This is a genomic window from Paenibacillus bovis (assembly GCF_001421015.2).
Lineage (GTDB): Bacteria > Bacillota > Bacilli > Paenibacillales > Paenibacillaceae > Saccharibacillus > Saccharibacillus bovis.
On the sequence record NZ_CP013023.1, the window covers coordinates 3,140,325 to 3,156,076 of the forward strand.

Consider the following 15,752-nt stretch of genomic DNA (forward strand, 5'->3'; position numbering starts at 1 on the left):
ATTGTGTAGTTTTCTGTAGGTGTCATTTAACATTAGTGAATAAATGTGAATATACCTTACAGAAGAAAGGAATTCGTCTATGAGCAATCCTAAAGATAATACTTCATTATTCAGACGCAAACCTGTTGCAGCAAGAGATAGTCAATTGAAGCCCATACTCGGAGCTCTCGATCTGACCACTCTCGGAATCGGTGCCATTATTGGTACAGGGATCTTCGTACTTACCGGGGTGGCAGCTGCCAACTATGCCGGACCAGGATTGGTGCTGTCTTTCCTGCTGGCAGGTATTGTGTGTGCGTTTGCAGCGCTTTGTTACTCGGAATTCGCTTCTTCCGTGCCTGCATCCGGTAGTGCATATACGTATAGCTATACAACATTTGGTGAAATTATCGCCTGGATTCTCGGATGGGATTTGATTCTGGAATACGGATTTGCCAGTGCGGCTGTTGCCAGCGGATGGTCCGGATATTTCCAGAGCCTGCTGTCCGGAATCGGCATTCATTTGCCGCAGGCGTTAACCAGTGCCTTTAATCCGGCTAATGGAACCTATTTTGATGTTACAGCTTCGGTCATTACGCTGATTATCGCTTTCCTGCTTACACGCGGGGTCAAAGAAGCGACACGCGCGAATGGAGTGATGGTCGCGATCAAACTGGTGGTCGTTCTGATCTTTATCGGTATCGGTGTATTCTATGTACAGCCGGACAACTGGACACCGTTCCTGCCATTTGGCTGGGGAGGAGTAGCTGCCGGTGCAGCAACTGTATTCTTTGCCTATATCGGATTTGACGCAGTATCAACAGCTGCCGAAGAAGTAAAACGTCCGCAGCGTGACCTGCCGATCGGTATTATTACTTCGCTTGCTGTATGTACCGTATTGTACATTATTGTTTCCCTGATCCTGACAGGTATCGTACCTTACAAAATGCTTGATGTCAGCGATCCGGTAGCCTTTGCTCTGGAATTTGTACATCTGAATGGTATGGCCTGGATCATCTCTCTGGGTGCAATTACAGGTATCACTACCGTACTGCTGGTTATGATGTATGGACAAAGCCGTCTGCTGTACGCGATGTCCCGTGACGGCTTGCTGTCACCGGTCTTCTCCAAAGTTAGCGGCAAAAGCCAGACACCTGCTGTAGGTACATGGATTGCCAGTATTATTATCGCTTTCTTCGCCGGTTTTATTCCGCTGGGCAGACTGGCAGAACTGACCAATATCGGTACACTGTTTGCTTTTGCTGTAGTAAGTATTGGTGTTATTGTACTGCGTCGTACCCAGCCCGATCTGAAAAGAGGATTCCGTGTACCATTCGTACCACTGATCCCGATCCTGAGCGCTATAGGCTGTGTGTATCTGATGCTGCAACTGCAGGGTCTGACATGGATTGTATTTTTCGGATGGTTGTTGGTCGGCCTTGTTATTTACTTCCTGTATGGTAAAAACCGTAGTCTGTTAAGTCCTAACCGCCGCTCCAAATAATCAAAATAATTAAAAAAGCCAATATTGCAGATGGTCTTTCTCCTTGGAGATGTATTATCTGCAATATGAGTAAATCAAGGAGCATCTTCGTGCCAGTTTTGCGGCGAAGATGCTCCTTTTATTTTTTATTAAAAGCAGACAAGAAGGAAGAATATACAATACAGCCTGCTTTTATAGGTTTCTCTTAGTCATATTGTTTTTGAGAATTGATGTAATACAATATCTTTGCAAATACGGAGAATAAGATCCGCCCATATTCTGATCATACACCAAAATATAGCTGACATTTCTATTGTAGCTTTTATTGATATGCAATATATTGGTTTTATGAATACAACCAAATTTCAAAAACTAAGCCGTCCGTCGTTACGTGATCAGGTCTACAGTACGATCAAGCAAGGGATTATTACATTAGAACTTGCTCCCGGACAAAAATTGAACGATATGGAACTGGCCAACCAGTTTGGCGTAAGCCGTACGCCGGTTCGGGAAGCGCTCAAGCGGCTGGAGGATGAAGGACTGGTAGAGTCGTTCCCCGGTTCAATCACGCGTATAGCCTTATTGCATGAAGAAACAGCTGCGCATGCCTTTGTAGTAGTTGCCGTGCTGCATGCGTTGGCAGCAAAGCTGTGTGTCAGCAAACTGACCGAGAGCGATTATGCCGAGCTGGAAGCAGCCAATCAAGAGCTGATCGAGGCACTGGAGCAGCAGGATGCAGAAAAGGCAATTACAGCTGATGACCGTTTTCACCAGTTGTTCCTGGATCGTGCCGCTAATCCGGAGCTGAATGCTGCACTGGATGGAATTATGCCCAAGATCCGAAGGCTGGAATATGCCAAGTTCAGCCAGGCCAGCCGCGAGCACTCTCCGGCAGATCATCTGAAGATCATAGCGTACTGCCGTGAGCATAACGAAGCCGAAGCTGCCCGCTGGATGGAACATAACTGGCTCAGTCTGGGCCAGTGGCTGGCTCATCGTCAAGATGACGTTTCTGCCACATCCAACTCTTCCAAAGCAGCAGAGGAATTATAATGAAAACGGTATGGCTGGGTATTCTCGCAGCTTTCTTTTTTGCATCGAGCTTTGTGCTGAATCGGTCGATGGAAGTAGGAGGAGGGCACTGGATATGGAGCAGTGCACTGCGCTATTTTTTTATGGTGCCACTGCTGGGTATACTGGTTCTGGCGCGTGGGAATTTATTGCCGGTCTGGCGGGAAATACGCCGTCAGCCTGGGCGATGGCTGGTATGGAGCACCGTAGGATTTGGCTTTTTCTATGCGCCGCTGTGTGCTTCGGCGATCTACTCGCCTGCCTGGCTGACAGCGGCAGGTTTTCAGACGACCATTCTGGCAGGGATGCTGCTGTCACCACTGTTCTTTTTTGTACGTCATACACCGGATGGGCCGGTTCGGGAAAGGGGGCGTATCCCGCGCAGTGTGCTGCTGATTGCACTTATGATGCTATTAGGTATCGGACTGATGCAGATTGGTCAGGCGCATAACAGTTCGATGGGAGCGAGCTGGCAGGGGATTGTGCTAATCCTGATCGGAGCTATCGCTTATCCGCTGGGTAACCGCAAAATGATGGAAGTATGCGACGGCAGACTGGATGCATTTCAGCGCACGCTGGGAATGAGCATTGCCAGCCTGCCTTTCTGGATCCTGTTGTCTATAATTGGATGGTTACAGCATGGGCCACCTACAGGTGAGCAGACCGTGCAGACTTTTCTGGTCGCGCTATTCTCGGGAGTAATCGCTACCGTACTCTTTTTCGGAGCTACTGACCGGGTGCGTAACCATCCAGCCCGTCTCGCGGCAGTTGAAGCGACTCAATCGCTGGAGGTAGTTTTTACCCTGCTGGGCGAATGGATGCTGCTGGGGGTTATACTCACTTCAATAGGGATGTGGGTCGGAATGATTCTGGTCATTGGCGGCATGATCGTGAATGCCTGGCTGTCGGCACGTTCAAATTAAGCTTACATTTCCGCTCAAATTCAAGTATAGTGATAGGCAGACAATTTGAGCCTGCCGGATTCTGTCTGCAGGCTGTATCCGTAATCACAAAGGAGTATATCATGCGATTCAATGTGCAATTTCTATCTTTCTTTGTTCTGCAGGTAGAGGGCAAAGAAGGCCAAACTTCCAAAAATTATAAACATTATCAGACACTCGATGAAGACGAATATGAATTGAGTGAACTCAAAAATTTCCTGCATGCCGAATTTACCCGTACAGCCAAGCGCAAAGTAGAGAAAAATCCGTCCAGTGAGCAGCCGCCGACCAAGATCGGAACTTTTCTCGTGGAGCCAGGGCATGAATTGACGAGCAATCCAAATTTCAATCTGTTTGCCCGCCTGCGTACGGTAGACACCAAAGAAGATTTCAAAAATGCCGGTGATGATCTGGTACGCAGCTATCTGGATACCAGCTCTGTACGCGGCGGTGCTCTGATCGTATCTCAGGTGAAGATGGATACCCATTTTGATGATCCATTTGTATTTGTGATGAAGTGCGATTTTGAAAAGCAGATTGCCCGTATTTCCGATGAGCGCAGCCTGATCAGCGAAGTGGAGATGGCGATCAGTGCCCGCAATATGAAATCAATCCAGTATCCGCATATGCCGGAGGAAGGCATGATCGAGGAGTGGGAACTTAAGGTACACCAGTCCTCACATGCCCGCTACTTTGAAGACTTCCTCAAATTCGTTACCTATGAGCAGTCCATTCCCGAGATTGTCAATGAACGTGTAATGGATTATGTGCAGACCTATGTAGAAGAAAAGTGGCCCGATGCGAGTAATGAAGATCGCCAGCGGGAAGAGCATGATTTGGAGCTGTGGGCAGCCAGTGACAAGCGGGATCTGCAGGAGAAATGGGAGCCGCAGCAGGTCATCGAAGCCGCTGAACGCATTGTCGAGATCAAGCCGGAGATCGAGATCCGCGTCAAACTCGGCGATACGAGTGTCAAAGGGCTTCTGGCCGATTTTGGCTTCCGTATGCATATTGCCAAGCTGGGCGATCACTATGCCATGGTGATCGAAGGAGAATCGTTTACTTTTGAGAAAGGATTCTCGCCTGTCGAGCTGCTGCAGCCGGATACATTCGAGAATCTGTCGAAGCATCTGATCGAGCGCGCCAATCAGCCGCAAGAAAGGGATGACGATATTCCTTATTGAGGCTGATTTTGCCTGATATTGAGGGATATGGAATAATCTATATAGCAAACGCCGCCTTTCCGTATGGAAAAGCGGCGTTTTTTGTCAATTTGCGCACAGCGCTGTATAATGACGAAGGGATATAATCGTTTGGAGCAAGCGCTGTAAGCCCTTGCGTAAAATTTGAAATATAGGCTAAATATTTAATTGGGAAATTTGGTCTTTGAGTTTGGCTGCCGAAGCACGCAGCAATGCTTCTTCTTTTTCATTAAGAGGAATCTGCAGTTTCTCGCGGATACCTTCTCTGCCGACAATCGAAGGTACGCCGAGATAGACATCGGAGATACCGTGATAGTCATCCAGCAGGGAAGACACATTCAGTACAGCATGCTCGTTTTGTAAAATCGCAGCTACGATCCGGTCCAGTGCCAGAGCAATCGCGTAGGAAGTAGATCCCTTGGCATTGATGATCTCGTAAGCGGCATTTTTGGTGCTGTTGAAAATATCATCCTGCTCGGCTTCGTCAAAGGCAAGTGCTGAACCTGCCACATTGGCTAGACTCCATACAGGCAGCTCGGAATCGCCATGCTCACCGATAATGTGGGCATGAATACTGCGCGGATCGATTTCTTTGTGTTTGCCGATTAGATAACGGAAGCGGGCGCTGTCGAGCAGTGTACCGGAACCGATAACCCGATTGGCCGGCCAGCCGCTTTTTTTCCAGGATACATAGCTGAGAATATCGACCGGATTGGTAGCAATCAGCAGAATCCCGTGGTCATTGTACTTGGTAATGTTTTTGATAATGTCGTCAAAAATGGCGGCATTTCGGTTCAGTAGATCGATTCGCGTCTCACCTGGACGCTGATTGGATCCAGCCGCGATGATAATAATATCTGCATCTTTGCAATCAGAATAGTCACCAGCCCATAATTTGACACCGCCTACAAATGGAAGCCCATGATTCATATCAAGTGCTTCGCCCAGTGCTTTGTCCTTATTGGCGTCGATAAATACCAGCTCGGACATCCGGTTGCGGAGAAGTAGGGTGTAAGCGGTTGTGGAACCAACCGCTCCTGTGCCGATAACGACTACACGGTGAGGTTTGGATACGGATTCAGACATTAATTATCATCTCCTTATATTTGTATTACAGATTCGCTACTATTGTAGCCGAAAGCGTCCACAAAGTAAAAAGGTCTTCTATTACTTATAACCGTAATCGTATATGTTTAGTATCGAAAACTCCATAAAACTGTAATCGCTTGTAACTTTTCTGTAAACTACCTTTTTTAAAATTAGTTTACTCTTATATAGGTCGTGAAAAATTGAAACGCTTTAGCATCAGGTAAGTGTGTGGAAGGAGAATAATAGATGAAGTGGAGCATGAGCAAATCGCTTCTTATATGGATATCCCTGGTTTTCCTTCTGTCGGCCTGTTCATCAGCAGGCAACGACAACGCTCTTATGAGTGAGGCTGTACGTGAGCAGCTTCAGAATTCCAAAGAAGATCAGGGTCAGACCATTACCCTCAAACAAACAACAGATTCAACCATAAATCAGCGTGCAGGCGGAAGACCTGATACGTCGGAATACAAAATTCAGACCAGACTGACCGATTTCCAGCTGCTGAGTGCCAGTGCAGGTGTAGCCTGGGGACTCACTCGTAATGAGCTGCGTATCTATGTTACCCAGAGCAACGGCAAAACCTGGGACAATGTATCTCCTGCCAAAACGGTATCCTTTTCGGAACCGCCGGTATATGGCAGCAGTATTTTCTTTTTAAATCAGAAAAATGGCTGGGTGGCCCGCAATGCCAACGGGGTCGGTCAGACATTGATTTTGCATACGGTAGATGGTGGACAGAACTGGAATGTAGCTACTTTTAATGATAATGGCACTGTGCTGGGCATGTACTTTATTAATGAAAAAACCGGTTGGGTGATGACATCTACCGATGAATCGAATCACCAGAAGGGCAAGGCGGTTTACCGTACAGAAGATGGTGGAGACAGCTGGACCCGGCTGATGCAAAATGCTGCCTATGTCAAGTCGGCAGAGCAGACAACCAATGAGCTGCCACAGAGCGGTACACTGATCGGAATGTCGTTCCGGGATAATAAGCATGGATTTATTACGTTGGAGCAGGATGGCCGGCCCAGTCTCTATACCACTGCAGATAGCGGCAAAACCTGGACAGCCAGCGCCAGCTTCCTCAGCAAGGAAGTAGAGAGTTGTGATCGGATCACAACCGGCAAACCGCAATTTTACGGAACAAGCAAGACGAGTGGATGGATGAATATCGGCTGCGTCAAAGGCACACAGACCAGCTATTCGGGCTATTTTACCGAAGACGGCGGTAAAACGTGGACACATGTGGCTTATGCACTCAAGCCGCAGACAGGAATAAACCAGACCATGGGGCCGACTTTCCTCAACCGCAAGCAGGGATGGTCACTGATTGACGGTATTATATATACGACTCAGGATCAAGGTCATACATGGAAAGCACTCCCGGCAAATAATACTCTACAAAATACGATAGCCAATTATCCGGAAATGGCCAAACTGCAATTTTTCTCCAAGGATGTAGGCTGGTTACTGGTTGCCAAAAACGAAGAACGTCGTTCCCTGCTTATGCAGACAACAGATGGCGGTAAAAGCTGGCATGTACTTTAATTGGTATCATTTTATTTGAATATACGGAGCTGCCGATCAGCATGCAAATGTCTGATTCGGTCGCTCTTTTTAATAAATTCAAAAAAATAAAAAATAATTTAAAATTTCAGATCATTTGTGAAAAAAATCACATAATATGTGAAAAGTATCGGTTATGATTGGGGTGTAGAAAAAACAAGGAGATGATTGAGATGAAAGCCAACGTCCAAGAAAACTTTACCCACTATTACATGACCCTTTGTTACAACTGTGAAGAAGCCGCCAAATGCCAGGATGAAGAAACCTGTCTCGCATGCTGGGCAGATCAAGGATTGTTCGATGGAGAGAAAGATGATACACAGGAAATGCTGCAAGCCTACTATGCTTAATCCTCTGACTGGCGTGCTCCAGATCAGGCGTCAATCAGGGAATCCTTCTTTTGCCAAAGGAAATCTGCATCACGGCATCTCATAAACCTCCACACTTCCAGGATCAATGAAGTGTGGAGGTTTTTTGCTTTGAACAGGTGCAGTCAGACCGTGTACAATATATCAGGTAAAGCGTAGATACATATAGAGAAGGACGCCAAATGTTTCGGGAGGCATTCAATCGTTGAATAGTGCAATAGAGGACTATGTATTATCGCTCTACGAATCACAGTACAGGTTATCTGTTGCGGATCGTTATTCAATCATCACTATCCAGCAATCAATATTTAAATAATGGAGGAATATATAATGAAATATACATCCAGCACGGTTATTGTTACCGGAGCAGCCCAGGGAATTGGCAGGGCTGTGGCCGAAGGATATGCAGCGGAAGGAGCTACTGTCTTCCTCAGCGATGTCAAGGAAGCCGAAGGAGCAGCTGCAGCCGCTTCAATTCGCGAGCAGGGAGGACAGGCGCATTTCCTGCCCTGTGACGTGCAAAGCGAAGAAGACGTTCAGGCTCTGATTCAGGAAGTAGTAAAGACTACCGGAAAAATAGACGTACTGATTAACAATGCCGGCATCAGCCGCTGGAAGTCTCCTTATGAACTGACGCTGGACGAATGGGACGAAGTCATGAATACGAATGTGAGAGCATGTTTTTTGATATCAAGAGAAGCAGCCAAAGTCATGCGTGATCATGACGGAGGAGCTATTGTGAATATTTCCTCTACAAGGGCGCATATGTCGGAACCTAATTCCGAGGCCTATGCCGCTTCCAAAGGCGGAATCACAGCACTGACTCATGCGCTGGCAGTATCACTGGGGCCGGACCATATCCGGGTCAACGCGATTAGTCCTGGTTGGATCGAGAATGGCGATTATGCAGCGCTCAAGCCAGAAGACCATGAACAACATCCTGCTCAACGGGTCGGCAAGCCCGATGATATCGCCAGAGCATGTATGTTCCTGACAGCCAGTGATAACTCCTTTATTACCGGTGCCGAGCTGGTGATCGATGGAGGGATGACACGGAAAATGATTTATATCGAGTAGTTGGTCTATAGGTGACAACCTTATATAGGGCTGTTCGGTATGGTATCTATTTCAATAATTAGAAAACCCTTTCTCTTTTTGCAAGCGAAGCGGATACTGAAGAGGATACTATAGAAGAGAACTTACAGAAGCAAAAGTTCTTCTATCAAAAAGCAACCCGCAGTATATGATCTCTTATATGGAGATCCATATGCTGCGGGTTATTTTAATTATGGGTAGCTACAATTTTAATTATAATTCATACGTATTAACGACCTACCGAAGCAAAACGCTGCGCCCATTTTTCTTTGAACAATGGCAGTGTGCTGTCTCCGAAGATTTGGGCTTCTTCCAAATGGGGATAACTGGACAGAATAAATGAAGTCACGCCGGCTTCTGCATATTCCATTAGTCGATCCGACACCTGATCAGGAGTACCGACAAACATCAATGCACCACCGGAGCGTACATTGGATAGTCCAGCCCATAGATTCGGTCCGACCATAAAGTCATTCTCTGCTGCCGCATCACGAATCTGATTCTGGCGGTTCTGGCCGGTCGCACCTGTTTTGCCAAAAGAAGCTTTGGCGCGTGCAATCGTCTCCGGGTCGATATCCTTGATCAGGTTGCGTGCGGCTTCCCATGCTTCTTCCTCGGTATCACGTACCAGTACCTGAGCGCGCATACCCAGACGAAGTGGACGTACACTGCCATGCTGATCGGCATAATTTTGCTGGGCTTGCTGGATCTCGGCGATCTGTTCCTTGATCATCTCCAGCGGTTCGGACCACATCAGGAATACATCGGCATATTCGACACCAACGCTTTTGGCCATAGGAGAGCTGCCGCCAAAGTAAACCGGAAGTCCAGGCTTTTGCACAGTCGCCGGGCGGCTGGTACCGCCATTTACTTCGTAATAATCTCCTTTGAAATATACTTTGTTATTTTGAACAGAAGCAGCATCATTGGAACCGAATTCAGTAGAAGCGAGTCCGGAAGCTTCGGACCATACTCCTTTGATAATATCCAAATATTCGCGTGTACGGGCATATTTTTCGTCATGCGCCCGTGCCAGCGGATCACCGAGCTCTTCCAGATCATCTGGAGAGCTACCGGTTACGATATTGATACGCGCTCTTCCTTCGGACAAAGTATCCAGCGCAGCGGCCATACGTGCTGTCAGCACCGGAGCAATCAGACCAGGTCTCACGGCAACAAGAGGTTTGAGTGTCTTGGTCGCCCCGATAATCGCAGAACCGACCACCCACGAGTCGATGCAGGCGCCGCCGGTAGGAATCAGAACAAATTCAAAACCGGACTGTTCAGCAGTCTGGGCTACTTTGGTCAAATAATCGAGCGTAGGCTTGCGTTCGGACTCGCGGCCCAGACTGGTTCCATCTCCCATCGTAGGCATAAACCAGCCAAATTCCACTTCATCCCGTTGAATATGATCAGATGCTGACATAGTAATAGCTCCTTTAAGAGATATATTTGGAAGGGAAAGATTTCCGATTCCCTAAATGATTATTGATTAACTAATCCGACAAGCATACTTGGTATAAATGATACTAGCATTTTCATTATAAAGTGTCAATTGGTTTGTAAAGTACATTAGGTAACGATAAAGCAGGCTGAACTTAACAGATACCAAGTGGAATTTACCGATCAGGCGAGCTGGTTCGCTAACAATCCAGATCGCAGTGAAGTGGTGAAACATTCGCCTTTGGGATAAGATAGAAAACAAAGAGAGCTGCAGCTATTCGGGTTATATATAAGGAGAGAAAATAATGAATACCGATTTGAATACCAAAGATCAACTCAGTATTGGCGAAGTAGCAGAACGTTCGGGTCTGAGTGTACATTCCCTGCGATTTTATGAACGAGAAGGATTATTATTGTCGACACGTATCGCACGAGATAGTGGAGGACGACGACGCTATAGTGAATCGGATGTGGAATGGCTGTATATTTGCACACGATTGCGTGCTTCGGGTATGCCGATTGCCCAGATTCGCCGTTTTGCCGAATTGGTACGCAGCGGTCCAGGTAACGAGCATGAGCGCCTGGAGATCTTGAAGGAACATCAGCAGCGGGTAATTAGCCAAATGGAACATCTGGATGACTGCCTGAAGGTTATTACATTCAAAACCAACGTGTATGAACAGCATCTTAAACGAAATGAGCCGGAACAGACGTGGGAAAATCAGCATTTGGATACATTTGCAAAATCGGACTTGACCTAGAGTGAACTCTAGATTGTACAGTAATACTATCATCCCTGAAAGGAGACAATAATAGATGCAATCTTATACCAGAACACCGCAGCACAAGCTTGACTCTGGATTTGGACATGACAGTACGGCCAGCGAGGTATTACAGAGCATAGATCTGAAGGGTAAACTTGCTCTCGTAACGGGAGGCTATTCCGGTCTTGGACTGGAGACGACCCGTGCACTAGTCAATGCTGGTGCTTCCGTGATCGTACCGGCCCGTCGCCCGGAGGTGGCTCGTGAGGCACTTGCCGGTTTGGCCAATGTGGAGGTAGACGAGCTGGATTTGTCCGATTTGGACAGTGTACGTGCATTTGCCGGACGTTTTATGGAGAGTGGACGCAGTATTGATCTAGCGATTCTGAACGCAGGCGTTATGGCCTGTCCGGAGACACGGGTAGGCCCGGGTTGGGAATTACAGTTTGCGACCAATCATCTGGGTCACTTTACACTGATTAATCTTATCTGGCCTGCACTGACCGCAGGAAATGGAGCGCGAGTGGTAGCCACTTCTTCTACAGGACATCATATCTCGCCAATTCGCTGGGACAACCTGAACTTTGAAGGCAATTACGAGAAGTTTGAAGCATATGGACAATCCAAAACAGCCAACTCGCTGTTTGCTGTAGAGCTGGATCGCCGGGGTATCGAACAGGGAGTACGTGCTTTTGCCGTACATCCGGGTGGTATTCTGACACCACTACAGCGACATATGCCCAAGGAAGAAATGATCGCACTGAACTGGATCAGTGAAGACGGTAAAACCGTAAATCCAGCTTTTAAAAATCCGGAGCAAGGAGCAGCCACCCAGGTATGGGCAGCCACTTCTCCACAGCTGGAAGGCAAAGGCGGCGTCTACTGTGAGGATTGCGATATTGCAGAGATGTTCGTACCGGATGGCCCTCGTGCCGGCGTCAAAGAGTATGCTATCGATCCCGAGCAGGCCAAGCGTCTATGGGATTTGTCGGTACAATTGACCGGAGCAGACCTGTCGCAGAATTGATACAAAGAAGAAAGAAGAAAGAAGCAAGTACAGCTACTTTCTTTGAAACATCCCATTATTACAAGAAGCTTGTAGGTTTGGCTTCTATAAGAAGAAAGCTGTATGAATAATATATAGATAGATCATGGAAATAAAGTATATAAAAACGCCGATGTACGGAAAATAATCCGTTACATCGGCGTTTTTGCGACGACTATAGCTGAATCTGATGGACATGATGATTATTGCTCCATCTAATAAGCATAGTAATGTCTGCTGAATCCGTATGATTTGAACGTACGATTCGTTTGCTTTTCTTTTTCCTTCACTTTTCCTTCAAATGGGTAAGATCCATCTGTTGATGGCTCCACTTATTGAGCGATGGAATCGTTATAATCCTGCAGCTTCTGGGTAATTTGTGCAGCTGCATCATCCAGTGCCTGTTTTGGCGATTTGGAGCCGTTGATTGCTTCTTCCATCGCTGTCTCGGTCAGCTGACGCGCCTCCGGGAAGATACCCATAACGGCACCCTGGGTAGCTGGATCAATCTTGGTGTTGTGCAGTTGGTTCACAGCTGTCTCGAACTGCGGATATTTCTTCATGTTTTCCTTGATCAGATCTTCATCATAAGCTTTTTTAGTAATCGGGAAGTAACCGGTGTTTACATTCCAGTATGCCTGTGTAGAAGGCTCAGTCAGGAACTTGATAAATTTCCATGCCGCCTGCTGTTCAGCTTCGGGCTTGTCATTCATAATCCACAGACTCGCGCCACCAACGATTACGCCGCCTTTGCCTTTGTAATCAGCGGAAGGCTTGGGAATAGGAGCCGTTCCTACTTCAAATTTGCCTTCTGCAGAACTTACGATACCGCGCAGGGAAGCGGTGCTGTCCATCGTCATAGCGATCTGACCAGCTGCAAAAGCTTTTTTGGTATCATCGGTTTTACGGCCCAGGTTCAGCATCACACCATCATCGACCATCTTTTTCCACCATGTCAGTGTGTTCACAGCTGCATCGGAATTGAGCATGGATTCGGTAGCCAGACCACTGCGTCCGTTACTATTATTGAGCAGTTCTACATCCTGGTTGGCAAGCAGTTGTTCCATCAGCCATCCGTAGATCGGGAAGGAACCGCCGGATTGACCGTCTTTGGTCAACGCTTTGGCTGCTTTTTCTACATCAGCATATGTGGTAGGTGGATTCTCAGGGTCCAGTCCTGCTGCTTTGAATGCATCCTTGTTATAGTACAGAATTGGATTGGATGTATTGAAAGGCATGGAATAGAGCTTGTTATCAAAGGTATAGTAGCTCAAAATATTCTCTTCCAGCTGGGATACATCGAATTTGTCGGCATCGATAAATTGCTGCATCGGCGTAACTGCCTGCGAATCGATCATAAAGCGGCTGCCTACTTCGTATGTCTGCATCATGGTCGGACCACTGCCTGAACCCATGGCTGCTTTGAATTTGTTCAGACCTTCATCATATTCACCCTGATAAACGGCTTCGACCTGTACATCTTTCTGGGAATCGTTAAATTGCTTAACCAGACTATCTACCGTTTTGCCGAGTTCACCGCTCATGGAGTGCCACCATACGACCTTGACCGGACCGGAGGAAGCCTCACTGCCGGCAGCTGCTGCTGGCTCGGAACCCTGTGAAGATTGTCCACCGCTGCAGGCTGCGAGGAACAGAAATAGACTCATGCCGAGCAGACTCCATTTGCGAAGCCAAAAAGGTTTAAATTTCATGATTGAACATTCTCCTTTAATTATAAGTAGTAGGTTGCTCTAATAAATGAAGTCAATCAAGCAGATAAAGCAGATAAGGAATAAAACAGGAGGACAAGCTGTTCCGGATCATTATAGATAGAGTCAGCATGTCCAGCGGATCAGGCTGTTGATCTACTATCATGTAGTAGACAGGATTCTATCCGTATCAGCATCAGCCTTTTAGGGCGCCGGTCGTCAGACCGCCAACCAGACGTCCCAATCCGATCGCAAGCATAAGCAGGGAAGGCAGCAGCACCAGCACAATACCAGCCATGACCAGATTCCAGGCTGTCATTTCGGCGAACTGCAGCATACTGATTCCGATCTGTACCGTGCGCATATTCTCGGTATTTGTAATCAGCAGCGGCCACAGATACATGTTCCAGTGATTAAGGAACGAATAAACTCCGAGTGTAGCCAGTCCAGGCATAGCCAGCGGTACAGCAAGTGATGCGAAGATGCGGATATGTCCGCAACCGTCGATACGCGCAGCTTCCATCAACTCTTTGGGGAGCTGCATAAAAAATTGACGCATCAAAAATGTACCAAAAGCTGTAGCCAGAAACGGTACCGTTAATCCGGCATAGGAGTCCAGCCAGCCCCAGCTGCGTACGGTCAGGTAATTGGGAATAACCGTTACTTCCCATGGAATCATCATCGTCGCCATAAACAGGGCAAACAGCAGCTTGCGTCCAGGAAAACGAAGGAAAGCAAAAGCGTAAGCCGCCATGGAGGCTGTAATCAGATTGCCAACAGTGATGATCCCGCTCGTTACAAAGCTGTTTACAATAAAGCGGATAATCGGAATCGAAGCCATTACATTAGCAAAGTTATCCAGATGCAGACTGGTCGGGAAAAACTTTGGCGGATATGTAGCCGATTCGGACTCGGTCATCAGTGAATTGGAGAGAGCCGTCCAGAAAGGAAACAGGATCAGCACTGCAGCGGCAGCCAGTATCAGATAAGCCAGCCCGGTGCGCATAATGTTGGGTCTCACTGGTAATGCACCTTCTTTTCTCCAAATTTGAACTGAATGATCGTCAGGATCAGGATAAGAACAAATAATACAAGTGCCTGTGCACTGCCCGAGCCAAACCGGAAATTAACAAAAGCATCCTGATACAGATTGTAGACGAGCACATTCGTGCTGTTCATCGGTCCCCCTTTGGTTAATATATGGATCTGTCCGAAGGACTGAAAAGCACCGATCATGGAAGTGACACTCGCAAAAAAGATCGTCGGCGAAATCAGTGGCAGTGTCAGCTGTACAAAGGTACGCATCGGACCTGCACCATCCATTTTGGCACTCTCATAAATATCTTCCGGTACACCTTCCATGCCGCCCAGTAGCAAAATAAACAAAAAGCCCAGATTCATCCATACCGTCATAATCGAAATCGAAATTAATGACCAGTTGGGATCAGTCAGCCATTGTACAGCCGGCAGACCTGCAGCCTGAAGCAGATAATTCAGCGTGCCCAGCGTCGGATGAAAAAGGACCATCCAGATGACCGAACCTGTACTGACCGAGATGGCCAGTGGTAGCGAGAAAATAAAACGAAATAATTTGGTTCCTCTCAGGTGTGTACGGCAGATCGCAGCCAGAATCAACGCCAACACAATTGAAGTAGGTACAGTAAAAAGCATAAATTCGAAAGTCACCCATAGGCTGTTCAGGAAATGTCCGGAATCAAACAGCTTCTCAAAGTTACGCAATCCGATAAACTTGGCAACGTCTCCGCGCGGCGTAGTTGAATGTACACTAAGGTATACAGACTTGATCAGCGGATAGAACAGAAAGATTCCAAACAACAAAAGAGAAGGCGCCAGGAATATGACTGCCAGCACATATTCATGCCAATGTCTGGTTCGGCGGGGTTGACGTACTGCCGAACGAGCGCGCTGCATACCGGACTTGACGGGAACAGCAGAGGATTTATCCAAGATTTCAACCTCACTTTCATTCATCA

Annotated in this window: 14 protein-coding genes; 9 read left to right on the plus strand and 5 right to left on the minus strand. The window is 47.2% G+C overall.

Annotated features, from left to right (window positions below):
- The first annotated feature begins 79 nt into the window (after positions 1–79).
- From AR543_RS13470 to AR543_RS13485, 4 genes are all read left to right on the plus strand, one after another.
- On the plus strand, positions 80–1,483 hold the full coding sequence (locus AR543_RS13470) for a branched-chain amino acid transporter BcaP (protein ID WP_060535007.1): 1,404 nt from the start codon (positions 80–82) through the stop codon (positions 1,481–1,483).
- Positions 1,484–1,810: 327 nt separating this feature from the next.
- Positions 1,811–2,515 carry a GntR family transcriptional regulator gene (locus tag AR543_RS13475; RefSeq protein WP_060536780.1) on the plus strand — a complete coding sequence of 235 codons (705 nt, stop codon included), beginning with the start codon at positions 1,811–1,813 and terminating at the stop codon, positions 2,513–2,515.
- A complete protein-coding gene (locus AR543_RS13480) occupies positions 2,515–3,456 on the plus strand; it encodes a DMT family transporter (RefSeq protein WP_060535008.1) in 942 nt (313 codons plus the stop codon). Before AR543_RS13475 ends, AR543_RS13480 begins: the two co-directional genes overlap by 1 nt.
- Before the next feature lie 101 nt (positions 3,457–3,557).
- Positions 3,558–4,658, plus strand: coding sequence for a DUF3900 domain-containing protein (locus AR543_RS13485; RefSeq protein WP_060535009.1), 1,101 nt, complete (start codon positions 3,558–3,560; stop codon positions 4,656–4,658).
- A gap of 174 nt (positions 4,659–4,832) precedes the next feature.
- Here AR543_RS13485 and AR543_RS13490 read toward each other — a convergent pair whose 3' ends face one another.
- The gene (locus tag AR543_RS13490; protein ID WP_060535010.1) at positions 4,833–5,762 is read right to left on the minus strand and encodes an L-lactate dehydrogenase; all 930 of its coding nucleotides are present in this window, start codon (positions 5,760–5,762) and stop codon (positions 4,833–4,835) included.
- Between the two features lie 342 nt (positions 5,763–6,104).
- Between AR543_RS13490 and AR543_RS13495 the strand changes: the two genes are divergently transcribed.
- From AR543_RS13495 to AR543_RS13500, 3 genes are all read left to right on the plus strand, one after another.
- Positions 6,105–7,316, plus strand: a complete 1,212-nt coding sequence (locus AR543_RS13495; RefSeq protein ID WP_158523967.1) for a VPS10 domain-containing protein — start codon at positions 6,105–6,107, stop codon at positions 7,314–7,316.
- A 191-nt stretch (positions 7,317–7,507) separates the two neighbouring features.
- The gene (locus AR543_RS24555; protein WP_017812139.1) at positions 7,508–7,684 is read left to right on the plus strand and encodes a hypothetical protein; all 177 of its coding nucleotides are present in this window, start codon (positions 7,508–7,510) and stop codon (positions 7,682–7,684) included.
- Positions 7,685–8,032: 348 nt separating this feature from the next.
- Positions 8,033–8,779: an SDR family NAD(P)-dependent oxidoreductase gene (locus AR543_RS13500; protein WP_060535012.1), complete on the plus strand. Its 747-nt coding sequence runs from the start codon at positions 8,033–8,035 to the stop codon at positions 8,777–8,779.
- Positions 8,780–9,026: 247 nt separating this feature from the next.
- Here the strand turns inward: AR543_RS13500 and AR543_RS13505 are convergent, their stop codons facing one another.
- Positions 9,027–10,223 carry an LLM class flavin-dependent oxidoreductase gene (locus AR543_RS13505; protein ID WP_060535013.1) on the minus strand — a complete coding sequence of 399 codons (1,197 nt, stop codon included), beginning with the start codon at positions 10,221–10,223 and terminating at the stop codon, positions 9,027–9,029.
- Positions 10,224–10,545: 322 nt separating this feature from the next.
- On the opposite strand from AR543_RS13505, the gene AR543_RS13510 reads away from it, so the two are divergent.
- Both AR543_RS13510 and AR543_RS13515 read left to right on the plus strand, forming a co-directional pair.
- The gene (locus AR543_RS13510) at positions 10,546–11,001 is read left to right on the plus strand and encodes a MerR family transcriptional regulator (RefSeq protein ID WP_060535014.1); all 456 of its coding nucleotides are present in this window, start codon (positions 10,546–10,548) and stop codon (positions 10,999–11,001) included.
- A 55-nt stretch (positions 11,002–11,056) separates the two neighbouring features.
- Entirely contained in the window at positions 11,057–12,031 is a 975-nt protein-coding gene (locus AR543_RS13515) for an SDR family NAD(P)-dependent oxidoreductase (protein WP_060535015.1), read from the plus strand.
- 350 nt (positions 12,032–12,381) lie between these two features.
- Here the strand turns inward: AR543_RS13515 and AR543_RS13520 are convergent, their stop codons facing one another.
- The 3 genes from AR543_RS13520 to AR543_RS13530 form a co-directional block, all read right to left on the minus strand.
- Positions 12,382–13,761, minus strand: coding sequence for an ABC transporter substrate-binding protein (locus AR543_RS13520; protein ID WP_060535016.1), 1,380 nt, complete (start codon positions 13,759–13,761; stop codon positions 12,382–12,384).
- 193 nt (positions 13,762–13,954) lie between these two features.
- Positions 13,955–14,764, minus strand: coding sequence for a carbohydrate ABC transporter permease (locus tag AR543_RS13525; protein WP_060535017.1), 810 nt, complete (start codon positions 14,762–14,764; stop codon positions 13,955–13,957).
- An 11-nt stretch (positions 14,765–14,775) separates the two neighbouring features.
- Positions 14,776–15,690 (minus strand): carbohydrate ABC transporter permease, encoded by a 915-nt coding sequence (locus AR543_RS13530; protein WP_060536781.1) that lies wholly within the window; start codon positions 15,688–15,690, stop codon positions 14,776–14,778.
- Positions 15,691–15,752: the final 62 nt, after the last annotated feature.